Source organism: Neisseria sp. Marseille-Q1983, assembly GCF_018224585.1.
Taxonomy (GTDB): Bacteria; Pseudomonadota; Gammaproteobacteria; order Burkholderiales; family Neisseriaceae; genus Neisseria; species Neisseria polysaccharea.
In genome coordinates, this window is sequence record NZ_JAGTUI010000003.1 from 30,427 (window position 1) to 47,438 (window position 17,012).

At 53.5% G+C, this 17,012-nt stretch carries 13 protein-coding genes and 1 pseudogene; 4 read left to right on the forward strand and 10 right to left on the reverse strand.

Annotation, left to right across the window (positions count from 1 at the left end; genetic code table 11):
* Positions 1–23 precede the first annotated feature (23 nt).
* Both putP and putA read left to right on the forward strand, forming a co-directional pair.
* On the forward strand, positions 24–1,550 hold the full coding sequence (gene putP, locus KEM39_RS01275) for a sodium/proline symporter PutP (protein WP_002222020.1): 1,527 nt from the start codon (positions 24–26) through the stop codon (positions 1,548–1,550).
* Positions 1,551–1,800: 250 nt separating this feature from the next.
* Entirely contained in the window at positions 1,801–5,406 is a 3,606-nt protein-coding gene (gene putA / locus KEM39_RS01280; RefSeq protein WP_118997676.1) for a bifunctional proline dehydrogenase/L-glutamate gamma-semialdehyde dehydrogenase PutA, read from the forward strand.
* A gap of 559 nt (positions 5,407–5,965) precedes the next feature.
* On the opposite strand, the gene porB is transcribed toward putA, so the two are convergent.
* From porB to tyrS, 6 genes are all read right to left on the reverse strand, one after another.
* Entirely contained in the window at positions 5,966–7,033 is a 1,068-nt protein-coding gene (gene porB, locus KEM39_RS01285) for a trimeric porin PorB (protein ID WP_211709494.1), read from the reverse strand.
* 532 nt (positions 7,034–7,565) lie between these two features.
* Positions 7,566–7,889 carry a type II toxin-antitoxin system PemK/MazF family toxin gene (locus KEM39_RS01290; RefSeq protein WP_002234378.1) on the reverse strand — a complete coding sequence of 108 codons (324 nt, stop codon included), beginning with the start codon at positions 7,887–7,889 and terminating at the stop codon, positions 7,566–7,568.
* Positions 7,877–8,116, reverse strand: a complete 240-nt coding sequence (locus tag KEM39_RS01295) for a hypothetical protein (protein ID WP_002218169.1) — start codon at positions 8,114–8,116, stop codon at positions 7,877–7,879. The genes KEM39_RS01290 and KEM39_RS01295 overlap by 13 nt, the downstream gene beginning before the upstream one ends.
* Positions 8,117–8,238: 122 nt before the next feature.
* The gene (truA, locus tag KEM39_RS01300; protein WP_211709495.1) at positions 8,239–9,042 is read right to left on the reverse strand and encodes a tRNA pseudouridine(38-40) synthase TruA; all 804 of its coding nucleotides are present in this window, start codon (positions 9,040–9,042) and stop codon (positions 8,239–8,241) included.
* 317 nt (positions 9,043–9,359) lie between these two features.
* The gene (locus KEM39_RS11805; protein ID WP_265094121.1) at positions 9,360–9,491 is read right to left on the reverse strand and encodes a hypothetical protein; all 132 of its coding nucleotides are present in this window, start codon (positions 9,489–9,491) and stop codon (positions 9,360–9,362) included.
* 16 nt (positions 9,492–9,507) lie between these two features.
* Positions 9,508–10,803: a tyrosine--tRNA ligase gene (tyrS, locus tag KEM39_RS01305; protein WP_211709496.1), complete on the reverse strand. Its 1,296-nt coding sequence runs from the start codon at positions 10,801–10,803 to the stop codon at positions 9,508–9,510.
* A gap of 255 nt (positions 10,804–11,058) precedes the next feature.
* Between tyrS and KEM39_RS01310 the strand changes: the two genes are divergently transcribed.
* Positions 11,059–11,337: a hypothetical protein gene (locus KEM39_RS01310; protein WP_170314416.1), complete on the forward strand. Its 279-nt coding sequence runs from the start codon at positions 11,059–11,061 to the stop codon at positions 11,335–11,337.
* A 14-nt stretch (positions 11,338–11,351) separates the two neighbouring features.
* Here KEM39_RS01310 and ychF read toward each other — a convergent pair whose 3' ends face one another.
* Positions 11,352–12,443, reverse strand: a complete 1,092-nt coding sequence (ychF, locus tag KEM39_RS01315) for a redox-regulated ATPase YchF (RefSeq protein ID WP_002225667.1) — start codon at positions 12,441–12,443, stop codon at positions 11,352–11,354.
* A gap of 113 nt (positions 12,444–12,556) precedes the next feature.
* Positions 12,557–14,233 (reverse strand): formate--tetrahydrofolate ligase, encoded by a 1,677-nt coding sequence (locus tag KEM39_RS01320; protein ID WP_118997975.1) that lies wholly within the window; start codon positions 14,231–14,233, stop codon positions 12,557–12,559.
* Positions 14,234–14,407: 174 nt separating this feature from the next.
* On the opposite strand from KEM39_RS01320, the gene KEM39_RS01325 reads away from it, so the two are divergent.
* Positions 14,408–14,839 carry an EamA family transporter gene (locus KEM39_RS01325; protein ID WP_118997974.1) on the forward strand — a complete coding sequence of 144 codons (432 nt, stop codon included), beginning with the start codon at positions 14,408–14,410 and terminating at the stop codon, positions 14,837–14,839.
* Between the two features lie 84 nt (positions 14,840–14,923).
* Here the strand turns inward: KEM39_RS01325 and KEM39_RS01330 are convergent.
* Both KEM39_RS01330 and KEM39_RS01335 read right to left on the reverse strand, forming a co-directional pair.
* A pseudogene (locus tag KEM39_RS01330) lies at positions 14,924–15,541 on the reverse strand (serine dehydratase beta chain); the annotation flags it as partial.
* Between the two features lie 261 nt (positions 15,542–15,802).
* Positions 15,803–17,012 (reverse strand): toprim domain-containing protein (locus KEM39_RS01335; protein WP_249182557.1); only part of this gene is annotated, 1,210 nt, incomplete at its 5' end.

A 17,012-nucleotide genomic window follows, 5' to 3' on the forward strand; every position in this document is an offset into this window, starting at 1 on the left:
AAGTTTTAGACGAGGAATAGCACATGAATCCCATGTACATCACTTTTGCAATCTATCTGGTTGCAGTCCTTCTCATCGGGCTTGCCGCCTATTTTTCTACGCGCAATTTCGACGATTACATTTTGGGTGGCCGCAGCCTGGGCCCGTTTGTTACGGCGATGTCGGCCGGCGCGTCCGATATGTCGGGCTGGCTTTTGATGGGTCTGCCGGGCGCGATTTATTTGAGCGGTTTAAACGAAGCCTGGATTGCCATCGGCCTCTTGGTCGGCGCGTATTTCAACTGGCTTTTGGTGGCGGGCCGCCTGCGCGTGCATACCGAATATGCCAACAATGCGCTGACGCTGCCGGATTATTTCTTCCACCGCTTCGGTGCGGGCGGACACTTGATGAAAGTGGTTTCCGCACTGATTATCTTATTTTTCTTCACGATTTATTGCGCCTCGGGCATTGTTGCGGGCGCAACCCTGTTCCAAAGCCTGTTTGAAGGTATGACTTACAATCAGGCAATGTGGCTGGGCGCGGGCGCGACCATCGCCTATACCTTCTTGGGCGGTTTCTTGGCGGTCAGCTGGACGGATACGCTGCAGGCTTCTTTGATGATTTTCGCCCTGATTTTAACGCCGGTAATGGTCTATCTGGGCTTGGGCGGCGCGGAACAGATGTCTGCCGCGATTCAAAGCGTCGCCGCAGGCACGGGTAAGGAATACGGCAGCCTGTTTGCCGGTACGACCGTCATCGGCATCATTTCCACCGCCGCCTGGGGCTTGGGCTATTTCGGACAGCCGCACATTTTGGCGCGCTTTATGGCCGCCGAAAGCGCGAAATCGCTGGTATCCGCACGCCGCATCGGTATGACTTGGATGGCGTTGTGCCTTGCGGGCGCGGTAGCGGTCGGTTATTTCGGCATTGCGTATTTCGGTGCAAATCCCGACAAAGTTTCTTCTATGAGCGGCAACCACGAACGCATCTTCATCGCGCTTTCCACCCTGCTGTTCAACCCTTGGATTGCCGGCATTATTTTGAGCGCGATTTTGGCGGCGGTGATGTCCACCCTGTCCTGCCAGCTTTTGGTTTGCTCCAGCGCGATTACCGAAGACTTCTACAAAGGCTTTTTGCGTAAAAACGCGCAACAGTCGGAATTGGTATGGGTCGGCCGCCTGATGGTCTTGGCGATTGCCGTGATTTCCATCCTGATTGCTTCCGATCCGAACAGCAAAGTATTGGGACTGGTGTCTTATGCGTGGGCAGGTTTCGGCGCGGCGTTCGGCCCGATTGTGATTCTGTCCGTATTGTGGAAACGCATCACTGCCTACGGCGCGTTGTCGGGTATGGTTGCAGGCGCGTTAACCGTTGTCGTGTGGGCGGAATGGGTGAAAAAACCGGCTCAAGCGGCAGGCGAAAGCGGCTTGTTGACGATGTACGAAATCGTGCCGGGCTTTATTGTCTGCTTAATCATTGCCGTGTTGGTTTCCCTGTTCAACAAAGAACCTTCCCGAGAAACCCAAGAACGTTTTGAAAAAGCCGACGCAGACTACCGCGCCGCCCGATAAACCCCTTTCAGACGGCACGGCATCCCGGTTCGTGCCGTCTGAACCCGTTTCCGGGTCAAACACAAATAAACCTTGCCTGCATACAGGCCTTATTTGTGTTTTACCCGTTTCATTTTCAAAGAAACGGAAGCACCAAACCTACCCGCATTTGAAGCCTTGTATTTCATCTGCGGATTTATTACGATATTACCGTATTCAGGCCGCACCGATGCCGTCTGAACCCCCCGAAAAACTTTGGAGAATCCAAAAAATGTTTCATTTTGCATTTCCGGCACAAACTGCCCTGCGCCAAGCGATAACCGATGCCTACCGCCGTAATGAAATCGAAGCCGTACAGGATATGTTGCAACGTGCACAGATGAGTGACGAAGAGCGCAACGCCGCCTCCGAGCTTGCCCGCCGTTTGGTTACCCAAGTCCGCGCCGGCCGCACCAAAGCCGGCGGCGTGGATGCGCTGATGCACGAGTTTTCACTCTCCAGCGAAGAAGGCATCGCGCTGATGTGTCTGGCAGAAGCCCTGCTGCGTATCCCCGACAACGCCACGCGCGACCGCCTGATTGCCGACAAGATTTCAGACGGCAACTGGAAAAGCCATTTGAACAACAGCCCTTCCCTCTTCGTCAACGCCGCCGCCTGGGGCCTGCTGATTACCGGCAAACTGACCGCCACGAACGACAAACAAATGAGTTCCGCACTCAGCCGCCTGATCAGCAAAGGCGGCGCACCGCTCATCCGCCAAGGCGTAAATTACGCCATGCGGCTTCTGGGCAAACAGTTCGTCACCGGACAGACCATTGAAGAAGCCCTGCAAAACGGCAAAGAACGCGAAAAAATGGGCTACCGCTTCTCCTTCGATATGTTGGGCGAAGCCGCCTACACCCAAGCCGATGCCGACCGCTACTACCGCGACTATGTCGAAGCCATCCACGCCATCGGCAAAGATGCGGCAGGACAAGGCGTTTACGAAGGCAACGGTATTTCCGTCAAACTCTCCGCCATCCACCCTCGCTACTCGCGCGCCCAACACGGACGCGTGATGAGTGAACTCTTACCCCGCCTGAAAGAATTGTTCCTTTTAGGTAAAAAATACGATATCGGTATCAACATCGACGCCGAAGAAGCCAACCGTCTCGAATTGTCTTTGGACTTGATGGAAGCTTTGGTTTCAGACCCTGACTTGGCCGGCTACAAAGGTATCGGTTTCGTTGTTCAAGCCTACCAAAAACGTTGTCCGTTCGTTATCGACTACCTGATCGACCTTGCCCGCCGCAACAACCAAAAACTGATGATCCGCCTCGTCAAAGGCGCGTATTGGGACAGCGAAATCAAATGGGCGCAAGTGGACGGCTTGAACGGCTATCCGACCTACACCCGCAAAGTCCACACCGACATCTCCTACCTCGCCTGCGCGCGCAAACTGCTTTCCGCGCAAGACGCGGTATTCCCGCAATTTGCCACGCACAACGCCTACACTTTGGGCGCGATTTACCAAATGGGCAAAGGCAAAGACTTTGAACACCAATGCCTGCACGGTATGGGCGAAACCCTGTACGACCAAGTCGTCGGCCCGCAAAACTTAGGCCGCCGCGTGCGCGTGTACGCCCCGGTCGGTACGCACGAAACCCTGCTCGCCTACTTGGTGCGCCGCCTGTTGGAAAACGGCGCGAACTCGTCTTTCGTCAACCAAATCGTTGATGAAAACATCAGTATCGACCGCCTGATTAAGAGCCCGTTCGACACCATCGCCGAACAAGGCATCCACCTGCACAACGCCCTGCCGCTGCCGCGCGATTTGTACGGCAAATGCCGTCTGAACTCGCAAGGCGTGGACTTGAGCAACGAAAACGTATTGCAGCAGCTTCAAGAACAGATGAACAAAGCCGCCGCGCAAGACTTCCATGCCGCATCCATCGTCAACGGCAAAGCCCGCGATGTCGGCGAAGCGCAACCGATTAAAAACCCTGCCGACCACGGCGATGTTGTCGGTACGGTCAGCTTTGCCGATGCCGCGCTTGCCCAAGAAGCGGTTGGCGCAGCCGTTGCCGCGTTCCCCGAATGGAGTGCGACACCTGCCGCCGAACGCGCCGCCTGCCTGCGCCGTTTCGCCGACCTGCTCGAACAGCACACCCCCGCGCTGATGATGCTTGCCGTGCGCGAAGCGGGCAAAACGCTGAACAACGCCATTGCCGAAGTGCGCGAAGCCGTCGATTTCTGCCGCTACTACGCAAACGAAGCCGAACACACCCTGCCTCAAGACGCAAAAGCCGTCGGCGCGATTGTCGCCATCAGCCCGTGGAACTTCCCGCTCGCCATCTTTACCGGCGAAGTCGTGTCCGCATTGGCGGCAGGCAACACCGTTATCGCCAAACCCGCCGAACAAACCAGCCTGATTGCCGGTTATGCCGTTTCCCTCATGCACGAAGCCGGCATCCCGACTTCCTCCCTGCAACTCGTCCTCGGCGCAGGCGACGTGGGTGCGGCATTGACCAACGATGCCCGCATCGGCGGCGTAATTTTCACCGGCTCGACCGAAGTGGCGCGCCTGATCAACAAAGCCCTTGCCAAACGCAACGACAATCCCGTCCTGATTGCCGAAACCGGCGGACAAAACGCCATGATTGTCGATTCCACCGCACTTGCCGAACAAGTCTGCGCCGACGTATTGAACTCCGCCTTCGACAGCGCGGGACAACGCTGCTCCGCCCTGCGTATCTTGTGCGTCCAAGAAGACGTTGCCGACCGTATGCTCGACATGATCAAAGGCGCGATGGACGAACTCGTCGTCGGCAAACCGATTCAGCTCACCACCGATGTCGGCCCCGTCATCGATGCCGAAGCGCAGCAAAACCTGTTGAACCACATCAACAAAATGAAAGGCGTTGCCAAGTCTTACCACGAAGTCAAAACCGCCGCCGATGTCGATTCCGAAAAATCCACGTTCGTTCGCCCCATCCTGTTTGAATTGAATAACCTCAACGAACTGCAACGCGAAGTCTTCGGTCCCGTCCTGCACGTCGTCCGCTACCGTGCCGACGAACTCGACAGCGTCATCGACCAAATCAACAGCAAAGGCTACGCCCTGACCCACGGCGTACACAGCCGCATCGAAGGCACGGTACGCCACATCCGCAGCCGCATCGAAGCCGGCAACGTTTACGTCAACCGCAACATCGTCGGCGCAGTCGTCGGCGTACAGCCCTTCGGCGGACACGGTCTGTCCGGCACAGGTCCCAAAGCAGGCGGTTCGTTCTACCTGCAAAAACTGACCCGCATCCCTGAATGGGTTGCCCCGACCCTGAGCCAAATCGGACAGGCAGACGAAGCCGCGCTCAAACGCCTCGAAGCACTGGTTCACAAACTGCCGTTCAACGCCGAAGAGAAAAAAGCCGCAGCGGCCGCTTTGGGACACGCCCGCATCCGCACCCTGCGCCGTGCCGAAACCGTCCTTACCGGCCCGACCGGCGAGCGCAACAGCATCTCATGGCACGCGCCAAAACGCGTTTGGATACACGGCGGCAGCACGGTTCAAGCCTTTGCCGCACTGACCGAACTTGCCGCCTCCGGCGTACAGGCAGTGGTCGAACCCGACAGCCCGCTGGCTTCCTACACTGCCGACTTGGAAGGTCTGCTGCTGGTCAACGGCAAACCCGAAACCGCCGGCATCAGCCACGTTGCTGCCCTGTCGCCTTTGGACAGCGCACGCAAACAGGAACTTGCCGCCCACGACGGCGCACTCATCCGCATCCTCCCGTCCGAACAAGGCTTGGATATCCTGCAAGTGTTTGAAGAAATCTCTTGCAGCGTCAACACCACAGCCGCCGGCGGCAACGCCAGTCTGATGGCTGTTGCCGACTGATTTTGCCAAAACCGCCCGGGCGCGGCCCATGAACAAATGCCGTCTGAAAACCTTTCAGACGGCATTTTTGATGCACTTACCGTTTACAGGCGCAGGGCGGGCGTAAGAAAATACCCGAACCGTCATTCCCGATAACACCGTCATCTTGAAACTCGTCATTCCCGCGCAGGCGGGAATCTAGGTCTGTCGGTGCGGAAACTTATCGGATAAAACGGTTTCTTAAGATTTTACGTTCTGGATTCCCACTTTCGTGGGAATGACGGAATGTAGGTTTGTGGGAATGACGTGGTGCAGGTTTCCGTGCGGATGGATTCGTCATTCCCGCGCAGGCGGGAATCTAGGTCTGTCAGTGCGGAAACTTATCGGGTATAACGGTTTCTTGAGATTCCGCATCCTAGATTCTCGCCTGCGCGGGAATGACGGCGGAGAAGTTTCTGCTTTCCCGATAAATGCCCACTCTCGTGAAAATGAAGGCTGCCGTATTAAATAGCAAACGAATCATTTCAAATAAAAAAGCCTGTCTGACGACAGGCTTTTTGTTGATACCAATCTTTTCAGATTAGAATTTGTGACGCAGACCAACCATGCTGGCAGTTTTTTCGACTTTTTCCGCGCCTTTGCCTTGTTTCAACCAACCGGCAGAAACCAGAGCGGAAGTGCGTTTGGAGAAGTCGTAGTCGGCACCAACAATAACTTGGTCGTATTGGTATTTATTATCCGCTACTTTCTCACCATTCACTTTAGCTTTGAAGCCGTGAGCGTAAGAAACGCGAGGCGTTACGTTGCCAAAACGGTAAGCGGCAGTAGCGGCAACTTGAGTTTGCTCGTGTTTTTTACCAATAGTGGGAGAACCAACCTCGTTGTTTTTAGCAGCTTCATACTGACCGGCAACAGAAACGTACAGGTCATTGGCATCGTAACCGGCAACTACGCGGTGTACTTGGTAATCCTTAACAGGATTTTCCGTACCTACTTTAACAACTTTTGCATTATTGTCCAAATCAGCATATTTGGCAAAAGAGCCTGCGTATTGACCGAAGAAACCGGCATTTTCGTATTTCAGACCGGCGTGGTAAGACTCACGGCTGGACTTCACATGTTTGTATTTATCCTCATCATTCGCATTGTCGCGCGGAACGTATTGTACGCTGCCGCTGAAGCCTGCAAATACGGGAGAGTCGTAGCGTACGGAGATTTTACGGCTTTCTACACGACCGATAGTACCCAGTTGCAGTACATCTTCGGTGTTAGAACCAGATTCCCAAGCATTGACATTGTCGCCGCTGTCTTTCAATACGGTGTTCAGATTACCGGCGCGGACGGTACCGAAGTCGCCTTTCAAGCCGATGAAGGATTGGCGGTTACCCCAGCCGCTGTCAGTGCCGGCGATGGAGGCTTTTTGTTCCAACTGCCAAATGGCTTTCATGCCGTTGCCGAGGTCTTCTTGACCTTTGAAACCGATTTTAGAACCGAAGTCGGCAATTTGGGTTGCAGTTTTGGATTTTTCGCCGTGTTCTTTTACGCGAGAAACTTCTACACCTGCTTTAACTGTACCGTACAGGCTAACGTCAGCCATCGCTGCAACAGGCAGAGCTGCCAAAGTCAGAGCAATCAGAGATTTTTTCATTGCTGTATTCCTTTTCGTAGTTAAGAAATTTAAGCAGACCTAACTTTCCAATCCGCTTAGGCTTTACACCTACCGCCGAGGGGTTCGGCGATTTCATGTCTGAAACTATAAATGTTCCTGTCTGAAAAAACAAACTTCTGCCTGTTTTTGTGTGGAATCCGATGTGCATTTTGAAGGGCGGATAGAGATATTATGGGTATTTTTTGTTTTATAACATATGGTTATTTAAAATTTTTAAGATTTGCATTTTTACAACACTTACTTGGGAAGGCATTGGAGGGCATTGCAAACCGGGGGTTATAAAGACAGCAAAAACCGCACACACACGGTTTCTTTCGGAACGGGCGGATGTGAAATCCGCCCCTACAATAAAATGCCGTCTGAACCGACAGGTTCAGACTCCTGCCGGTAAAAATGGCGGCAGCAAGGTTTTCCGTTTTGAATGCCGTCTGAAAAGAGGAAAAGATTGCGGGCGAGTGTAAAACCCGACCCTGCGGCAGGATAATGAACACAATCCATTCAGACTATTCAATCAGGCAAACATTTCCTGCAATACTGCAAACAGTTTTTCAGCCGTACTGTTGTCTAAATTTCCAAGATGTTTGACCAATCTGGCTTTATCCACAGCCCTAATCTGTTCGGGCAAAAGCAAACCGTCTTTATCCTGAAAGCGGACATTGACGCGGAACGGGGCAGGACGGCTTCCGCTCGTCATAGGAACGATCAGCACAGTCTTGAGATAGTTGTGTATTTCAGGAGGAGATACTACGACACAAGGACGTGTCTTTTTGATTTCGCTTCCTACGGTCGGGTCTAAGGAGACCAGATAGATTCCGCCGCGTACTACCATATCCATTCTTTATCCGCTTCGTTTTCAATTTCGGAAAAAAAATGCTCCTGCTCGGTTTCGACAAGCATTGCGGCAGCTTCTGCCCATCCCCTGCGAACGGTAGGACAGCTTAAAATAATATTGCCCTTTTCAACTGTAACAGCCAAGCTGTCCACTGCCCCTATTTGACCCAATAATGATTTGGGCAGAATCACTCCTTGCGAGTTTCCCATTTTGCGTATGTTGAGAATCATATACGTACCCTATTTACCAGTTTATGTAATAACAATGTTATTACCTTGATGAGGTAGTGTCAACATTGAAAAAGATTGCCTGACAGTTTGTCCGATTTCAAAATCTCCGCGACAAGAATGTTTTAAAGCCATTCGGGGATTTGGGGGCGGATGATGCCGTATGCCTCGGGATAGTCGACGCCGGTCAGGTAAAGCCCGTCGGGCATGAAGGTCGGTGGGGCTTTGAGGCGGCTGCGTTCTTGAATCAGTGCGGCGAAGCCTTCGACGCTGAGTCTGCCGCTGCCGACATAAACGAGCGCGCCCATGATGTTGCGTACCATGTGGTGCAAAAAGGCGTTGCCGTGCAAATCGAGGCGGACGAGTCCTGCGCTTTGGGTAAGGTCGGCGCGGTAGATGGTTTTGACGGGGGATTTTGCTTGGCATTCGGCGGCGCGGAAGCTGGAGAAGTCTTGTTCGCCAATCAAATAGGCGGCAGCCTGCCGCATCGGTTCGATGTCGAGTTTGAGGTGTGTCCAGCCTGCCCTGTTTTTGAGCAGGGGGGAACGGACGGGGGAGGATTCGAGCAGGTAGCGGTAGTGCCGTCCGTATGCGTCGAAGCGGGCGTGAAATTCGGGGGCGACCTGTCGGGCGTGCAAAACAGCAATGCCTTCGGGCAGGTTGGCGTTCACGCCGCGCACCCATGCCTGTTGGGGACGGACGGCAGTTGTGTCGAAGTGGACGACTTGGGCGGTGGCGTGCACGCCGGTGTCGGTCCTGCCAGCAACGGTGGTGGCGACAGATTCTCCTGCGATTTGGGCAAGCGCGGTTTCCAATGCCGTCTGAACGGTCGGTACGCCGCCTGCCTGTTTCTGCCAGCCGTAAAAACGGCTGCCGTCGTAAGATAGGGTCAGTGCCCAGCGTTGCGTGTCGGGGGGTTGTGTGTTCATTGCGGATTCTGCCGGTGGGTTTCAGACGGCATTGTATCGCAGATTTTGCAGGGAAACGGCAAACGCCCGGGGCTCGCGGCGTTGTTTGGGGAGATGTTCGGGGTGAAAAATACAGTTGCTACAGTTTGCCGAATCATCAGAAATACCTGCATCGTCATTCCCGCGCAGGCGGGAATCTAGGATGCGGAATCTAAAGAAACCGTTTTATCCGATAAGTTTCTGTGCCGACAAGTCTAGATTCCCGCCTGCGCGGGAATGACGACATATCAGTTTCCGTATTGATTTGAGTCTATGAGAACGGTGTAGGATTGGTAGGGTCAGCAATCCGCATGGTGGGCTTGCTGTATGGACAATTCCGGATTCCCGCCTGCGTGGAAATGACGGCATATCAGCAGGCGCAGGGTGTTTTGCATTTGATAAAAATGCCGTCTGAAGGCTTCAGACGGCATTTCTGCGGCAATCGGATTATTTCCAAACCAAAAGCGCGTGGTTGCGTTTGCCGCGCCGAAGGATGGTGTATTTGCCGAAACGTTTGTGTTCGTCGGTCAGCAGATAGGCATCGTCGGGGCGTTCGGCGGCGTGGTTGGGGTTGTTGGCTTCGGCAGGTTTGCCGTTGAGCAAAACCGCTTTGCTGTTCACAAAGCCGCGCGCTTCTTTATTGGAGGATGCCAAACCGGTTTTTACCAAGGTTTCGACGACATTGATGCCGTCTGAAACTTCAAATGCGGGCAGGCCGTCGAGGGCGAGCTGCTCGAAGTCGCTTTCGGTCAGGCTGCTTTGGTCTTCGGCAAACAGGCTTTCGGAAATGCGCTGTGCGGCTTGCAGGGCGGCTTCGCCGTGAATCAGACAGGTCATTTCTTCGGCGAGGATGCGTTGCGCTTCGGGCTTGCTGCCGCTTGCCTTGTCTTTGGCTTCGATGGCATCGATTTCTTCAACCGACAGGAAGGTAAAGTATTTCAGGAATTTATACACATCGGCATCGGCCACTTTCAGCCAGAATTGGTAGAACTGATACGGAGAAGTTTTCTTCGCGTTCAACCATACCGCGCCGCCTTCGGTTTTGCCGAATTTGGTGCCGTCTGATTTGGTTACCAAAGGCAGGGTCAGTCCGAACACTTGTTTTTGGTGCAGGCGGCGGGTCAGGTCGATACCGGCAGTGATGTTGCCCCATTGGTCGGAACCGCCGATTTCCAAAACCGCGCCGTGGCGTTTGTTCAACTCGGCGAAGTCGTAGCCTTGCAGCAGGGAATAGGCGAACTCGGTGAAGGAAATGCCTGCGCCGTCGCGCTCGATGCGCTGTTTGACGGATTCTTTGTTCAGCATGGCGTTGACGGAGAAATGCTTGCCGATGTCGCGCAGGAAGTCGAGGCAGTTCATTTTGCCGAACCAGTCGGCGTTGTTCGCCATAATGGCGGCGTTTCCGCCTTCAAAGCTCAAGAAAGGGGTTAATTGGCTGCGGATGCTTTCTACCCAGCCGGCAACAGTTTCGGCGGAATTCAAGCTGCGTTCGGCGGCTTTGAAACTGGGATCGCCAATCATACCGGTCGCGCCGCCCACCAGTGCAATCGGCGTATGCCCCGCCTGTTGGAAGCGGCGCAATGCCAATACGGGCAGCAGGTGTCCGATGTGCAGGCTGTCGGCAGTCGGGTCGAAACCGCAGTAGAGAGCGATTTTTTGTTCGTTTAACAAAGCGTCTAAGGCTTCGATGTCGGTAGTTTGCGCGATAAGGCCGCGCGATTGCAGGTCTTGGATGACGCTCATTAGAAATCTTTGTCCTTTCTCTTTTTCGCTTGATTCAGTAAATATTTCCCTTTTGGGGAGATGGAAGATGTTTTACTAAATTCATAGATTACCAAAGCGGGTAACAACAAATAAACAGAGTCTGCTGCTATTTGTAAAATAAAGATTGCATTTTGGAAGGCAGAAGTAATACGCATGCAAATAGTAACTTGCATAATGCCTAGTATAAGCACAGATTCATTCAAAGAAGCATATTTTTTATTATTCTGATACTTATTGAAACAGTATATTAATAGGCCGCAATTTATTAATAAGCAAAAGAAAATCCCAAGTTGTGCTCCTATACATGGTTTTGAAAGAAATTGTAAGGAGTCGTCAGTCAAACTTAGCATGAGCTCAATGGTTATTAATAAAAATGAGCCAATCAACATCCATAAGGATGTTGATTTTATTTCTCTAAATGATTTATGGCTTGAGATTGCTAAAAAAGCCAAAGAAATCAATATGAATAATAATGATAAACCAATGAATATTAGCAAAGAATATACTATGTAACTGCTTGGCATGGTTTACACGTTAAACAAAAAGTGCATCACATCCCCATCCTGCACGACATATTCCTTACCTTCCACACGCATTTTGCCGGCTTCTTTGGCTTTGGCTTCGCCGCCGAGCGAGACAAAGTCGTCGTAAGAAATGACTTGGGCGCGGATGAAGCCGCGTTCAAAGTCGGTGTGAATCACGCCGGCGGCTTGCGGGGCGGTATCGCCTTTGTGTATCGTCCACGCGCGGACTTCTTTCACGCCGGCGGTGAAGTAGGTTTGCAGCCCCAAGAGGTCGTAACCCGCGCGGATGAGGCGGTTCAGGCCGGGTTCTTCCAAACCCATTTCTGCGAGGAATTCGGCTTTTTCGTCGTCTTCCAATTCGGCGATTTCGCTTTCCATCGCGGCGCATACGGCGACGACGGGGGCGTTTTCTTTTGCCGCCAATTCTTTCAGGCGGTCGAGGTGCGGATTGTTTTCAAAACCGTCTTCGGCGACGTTGCCCACATACATCGCAGGTTTGGCTGTCAGCAGGAACAGCGGCTTGAGCATCGCGCGTTCTTCCGCGTCCAAACCGAAGGAACGCACGGGTTTGCCTTCGTCCAGATGCGGCAGCAGTTTTTTACACAAATCGACCAGTTTTTGCGCGTCTTTGTCGCCGGAACGGGCGCGTTTTTCTTCGCGGACGATGGCTTTTTCCACACTTGCCAAGTCGGCAAGTGCCAACTCTGTACCGATGGTTTCGATGTCGGCAATCGGATCGACGCGGCCTGCAACGTGAACGATGTTGTCGTCGTCAAAGCAACGTACAACGTTAACAATCGCGTCAGTCTCGCGGATGTTGGCAAGGAACTGGTTGCCCAAGCCTTCGCCTTTGCTCGCGCCTGCAACCAAGCCGGCAATATCGACGAACTCGACGATGGCGGGCTGCATTTTTTGCGGATTAACGATTTTCGCCAATTCGGCCATACGCGGGTCGGGCACTTCGACGATGCCGACGTTGGGTTCGATGGTACAGAAAGGATAGTTTGCCGCTTCGATACCCGATTGGGTCAGCGCGTTAAAGAGGGTGGATTTGCCGACGTTGGGCAAACCGACGATGCCGCATTTCAAACTCATGTTTTTTCCTGAAAATAGAGAAATTTAACGGCGGATTATAGCATACCGCCGTCCGCGTTCCGAAAAAATGCCGTCTGAAACGGCTTCAGACGGCATCCGGTTTCAAAAACCGTTCAGAACAAGCCGTGAATCACGCCTTCTGCGTCCACATCGATTTTCTCGGCAGCCGGAACTTTCGGCAGACCCGGCATCTTCATCATATTGCCGCACAACGCGACGATGAAGCCCGCACCGGAAGAAACAGTGATGCCGCGCACGGTAATGCGGAAGCCTTCGGGGCAGCCCAACAGTTTGGCGTTGTCGCTCAAAGAGTATTGGGTTTTCGCCATGCAGATCGGCATTTTGTCCAAGCCCAGTTTTTCCAGAGAGGCGATTTCGGCGGACGCTTCCGCGCTGAAATCGACATCTTCCGCGCCGTACACTTTTTGGGCAATCGCACGGATTTTGTCTTTGACGGACAACTCGACATCGTAGGCGAAACCGAAGTTATTGGTTTGATTTTCAATGGCATTGACGACTTTGCGCGCCAAATCCGCGCCGCCCGCGCCGCCTTTGCCCCACACTTCGGTCAGGGAAACTTCAACGCCGTGTTCCGCACAGGCTTTTTCAATCATCGCCAACTCGGCATCGGAGTCGGACACAAAGCGATTGATGGCAACCACCACAGGCAGGCCGAATACGTTTTTCAGGTTGGAAATGTGTTTCAGCAGATTAGGCAGGCCTTTTGCCAAAGCGTCGAGGTTTTCTTCGCCGAGGTTGGCACGCTCCACGCCGCCGTTGTATTTCAAAGCGCGGACGGTGGCGACGACAACAGCCGCATCAGGTTTCAAATCCGCTAGACGGCATTTGATGTCGCAGAATTTTTCCGCGCCCAAATCTGCGCCGAAGCCTGCTTCGGTTACGGCATAATCGGCAAGGTGTTTCGCCAAACGTGTGGCGGTAACGGAGTTGCAGCCGTGGGCGATGTTGGCGAACGGGCCGCCGTGTACAAAGGCCGGAGTGCCTTCGATGGTTTGCACTAAGTTAGGCTTAATTGCATCTTTAAGCAATGCCGCCATCGCGCCATTCGCTTTCAAATCTTTGGCGTAAACAGGACTGCCGTCTTTGGCATAGGCGACAAGGATGTTGCCCAACCGCTCTTTCAAATCGCTGATGTCTTTGGCAAGACAGAATACCGCCATCACTTCGGAGGCGACGGTGATGTCGAAACCGTCAGGACGCATCACGCCGTCAACAGGCTTGCCCATGCCGTCGATGATGTTGCGCAACTGGCGGTCGTTCATATCGACCACGCGACGCCACAGCACACGTTTCGGATCGATGTTCAACTCGTTGCCTTGGTAGATATGGTTATCGAGCATGGCGGCGAGCAGGTTATTCGCCGCACCGATGGCGTGGAAGTCGCCGGTAAAGTGCAGATTGATGTCTTCCATCGGCAAAACTTGGGCATAGCCGCCGCCTGCCGCGCCGCCTTTCACGCCGAACACCGGCCCTAAAGAAGGTTCGCGCAGGGCAATCACGGCATCTTTGCCGATGTGGCGCAACGCGTCCGCCAAACCGATGGTTACGGTGGTTTTGCCTTCGCCGGCAGGAGTCGGGTTGATGGCGGTTACCAAAATCAGCCTGCCTTGTTTTTGCGGCAGCTTGAACGCTTCGGCAGGATTGATTTTGGCTTTGTAATGACCGTAAGGCTCAATGTTGTCGGCGTTCAGACCCAGCTTGGCGGCAATTTCGCCAATCGGGCGCATGGTGGAAGACTGGGCGATTTCGGCATCGGTTTTGAAGCTCATGATTTTCCTTTAGAAATGAGGAGGGAGATGCCGTCTGAAAGCATCAGGCGACAAACAGGTGGATTGAAAATAATATCAGGCATATTATAACGTTATCCACACCAAACCCGCAGTGAAATTTTTGACGCAGCAACAAAAATACCGTTCATATTGTTCACAATCCAAGGAGAAAACATGGGCAGCAACGCATGGCTGTTTTGGGCATTGGCATCGGCAGGCTTCGCCTCATTGACCGCCATTTTCGCCAAAATGGGTTTACAGGGTATAGATTCGGATTTCGCCACCTTTATCCGCACCTTGGTCATCCTCGCCGCTTTGATATTGTTTTTAACCTACACCGGCAAATGGCAGGGTGTGAACGGCTTTACGGGGCGCAACTGGACATTCCTCATCCTATCCGGCCTTGCTACCGGCGCATCTTGGCTCGCCTACTTCAAAGCCCTGCAACTGGGTGACGCCTCGCAAGTCGCCCCCGTCGATAAATTCAGCCTGGTTCTGGTCGCCCTGATGGCAGTAGTCTTCCTCGACGAACGCCCCAGTACGCAGGAATGGGTAGGCTTGGGGCTGGTAACGGCGGGCGTGTTGACGCTGGCACTGAAACGGTAAAGCCGCAAGAAATAAATGAAATACCGTCTGAAAAACTGTTTTCAGACGGCATTTCCGTTTCTGTCCATCCTCAGCACTCGACACGGATACGGGGACGGCTTTTTTCCGGAGCGTGGCAGCGAGTCCGGCAAACGCGGCTTCGTTTGCCAACACGACTTCGGAGATGTCGAGCCAGTTCAGACGGCATCGGGCAAGCAGCTCGACACAACTGTTGTAAGGATAAGGAACGGCTTTTTCCGTTTCCGACTGCCGCTCGAAATCTTCTTCGGTAACGACAAATCCACCGCCGACCGAATAATAAACCTGTTCCTTCAATACCGTGCCGTCTGAAGCATAGGCGGTAAATCGCAGGCCGTTGGGGTGTTTGGGCAGCACTTGATTGCCGAGTATGTTCAGGTCGCGGTCGGGGATGAAGCGGATTTCTTGCCCGTTGAGGCAGAGGATGTGCTGCGTGCGGATGCGTCCGAGGCGGTCGGGAATGCCGGCAAGCGGGATGTCGTGCGGCAGGCTGCCTTCCAAACCGAGCATCAGCGCGTCAAACGTACCGTGCCCTCGCCCCGTCAGTGCGAGCGAGCCGTAAATGTCGATGGCGATGTGGGCGGTTTGCGCGTCCAAGCCTGCGGCAAAGGCGGCGGCGGCCTTCATCGGGCCGACCGTATGCGAACTAGAAGGGCCGATACCGATTTTGAAAATATAGTGGATTAAATTTAAACCAGTACAGCGTTGCCTCGCCTTAGCTCAAAGAGAACGATTCTCTAAGGTGCTCAAGCACCAAGTGAATCGGTTCCGTACTATTTGTACTGTCTGCGGCTTCGTCGCCTTGTCCTGATTTAAATTTAATCCACTATATCAAAAATGCTGATCATGGTTTTGCTCCGAAAGGCGGTTTCAGACGGCATGGCTTCCGTTTGACAAACCAAAAGGAGACGCGGCAAGCTGCCCGTCTCCTTTTTAAAACGGCACTTATGCGTCGATATTTTGGGCAATCAGCGCGTTGTTTTCGATAAAGGCGCGACGCGGTTCGACCTCGTCGCCCATCAGCGTAACGAATACTTCGTCGGCGGCGATGGCATCTTCGATGCGCACTTTCAACAGGCGGCGCACGGCGGGATCCATCGTGGTTTCCCAAAGCTGCTCGGGGTTCATCTCGCCCAAGCCTTTGTATCGTTGGATGGACATACCTTTTTGGGCAACGCTCATCAAGATGTCCAAAGCGGCTTCAAAGCTGTCCACGTCGTACCCGTTTTCGCCTTTGTAAAGCTTGGCACCATCGCCGACCATGCCTTTGAGCGCGGCGGCGGTTTGGGTAAGGGTTTGGTAGGCTTTGCTGTTGAGGAACTTGGGTTCGATGTAGCTGACCATGACGTTGCCGTGCAGCTTGCGCGTGATTTTGATGAACTGGTGTCCTTCATGACCTTCGATGCGTTCGAGGGCGACTTCTTTTTCGTCAAGCAAACCGGAAAGTTCGGCAACGGCTTTATCGGCGTTTTCAGACGACGTCAAATCGATGGGCGACGCGTGCAGCATGGCACGCAGGACGAGTTCGTCCACGAAGCGGCTTTCCTGTTCGATGACGGTTTTCGCCAACAGGAATTGTTTGGCGGTGTCGGCAAGTTCTGCGCCTTCGATGGTGCGGCCGTCTGAAACGATTTTGGCTTTTTCCAAGGCAAGACCGAGCAGCCATTGGTCTTTTTCCAACTCGTCCTTGAGGTAACGTTCCTGTTTGCCGTATTTCGCTTTATACAAAGGCGGCTGGGCGATATAGATGTAGCCGCGCTCGACCAGTTCGGGCATTTGGCGGTAGAAGAAGGTCAGGAGCAGAGTGCGGATGTGTGCACCGTCCACGTCGGCATCGGTCATGATGATGATGCGGTGGTAGCGCAGTTTTTCAGGGTTGAACTCTTCTTTGCCGATGCCTGCACCCAGCGCGGTAATCAGGGTGGCGACCTCTTGGCTGGCGAGCATTTTTTCAAAACGGGCTTTTTCGACGTTCAAAATTTTGCCTTTGAGCGGCAAAATGGCTTGGAATTTGCGGTCGCGGCCTTGTTTGGCAGAACCGCCTGCGGAATCGCCCTCGACCAGATAAAGTTCTGACAAGGCAGGGTCTTTTTCTTGGCAGTCGGCGAGTTTGCCGGGCAGTCCCAAGCCGTCCATCACGCCTTTGCGGCGGGTA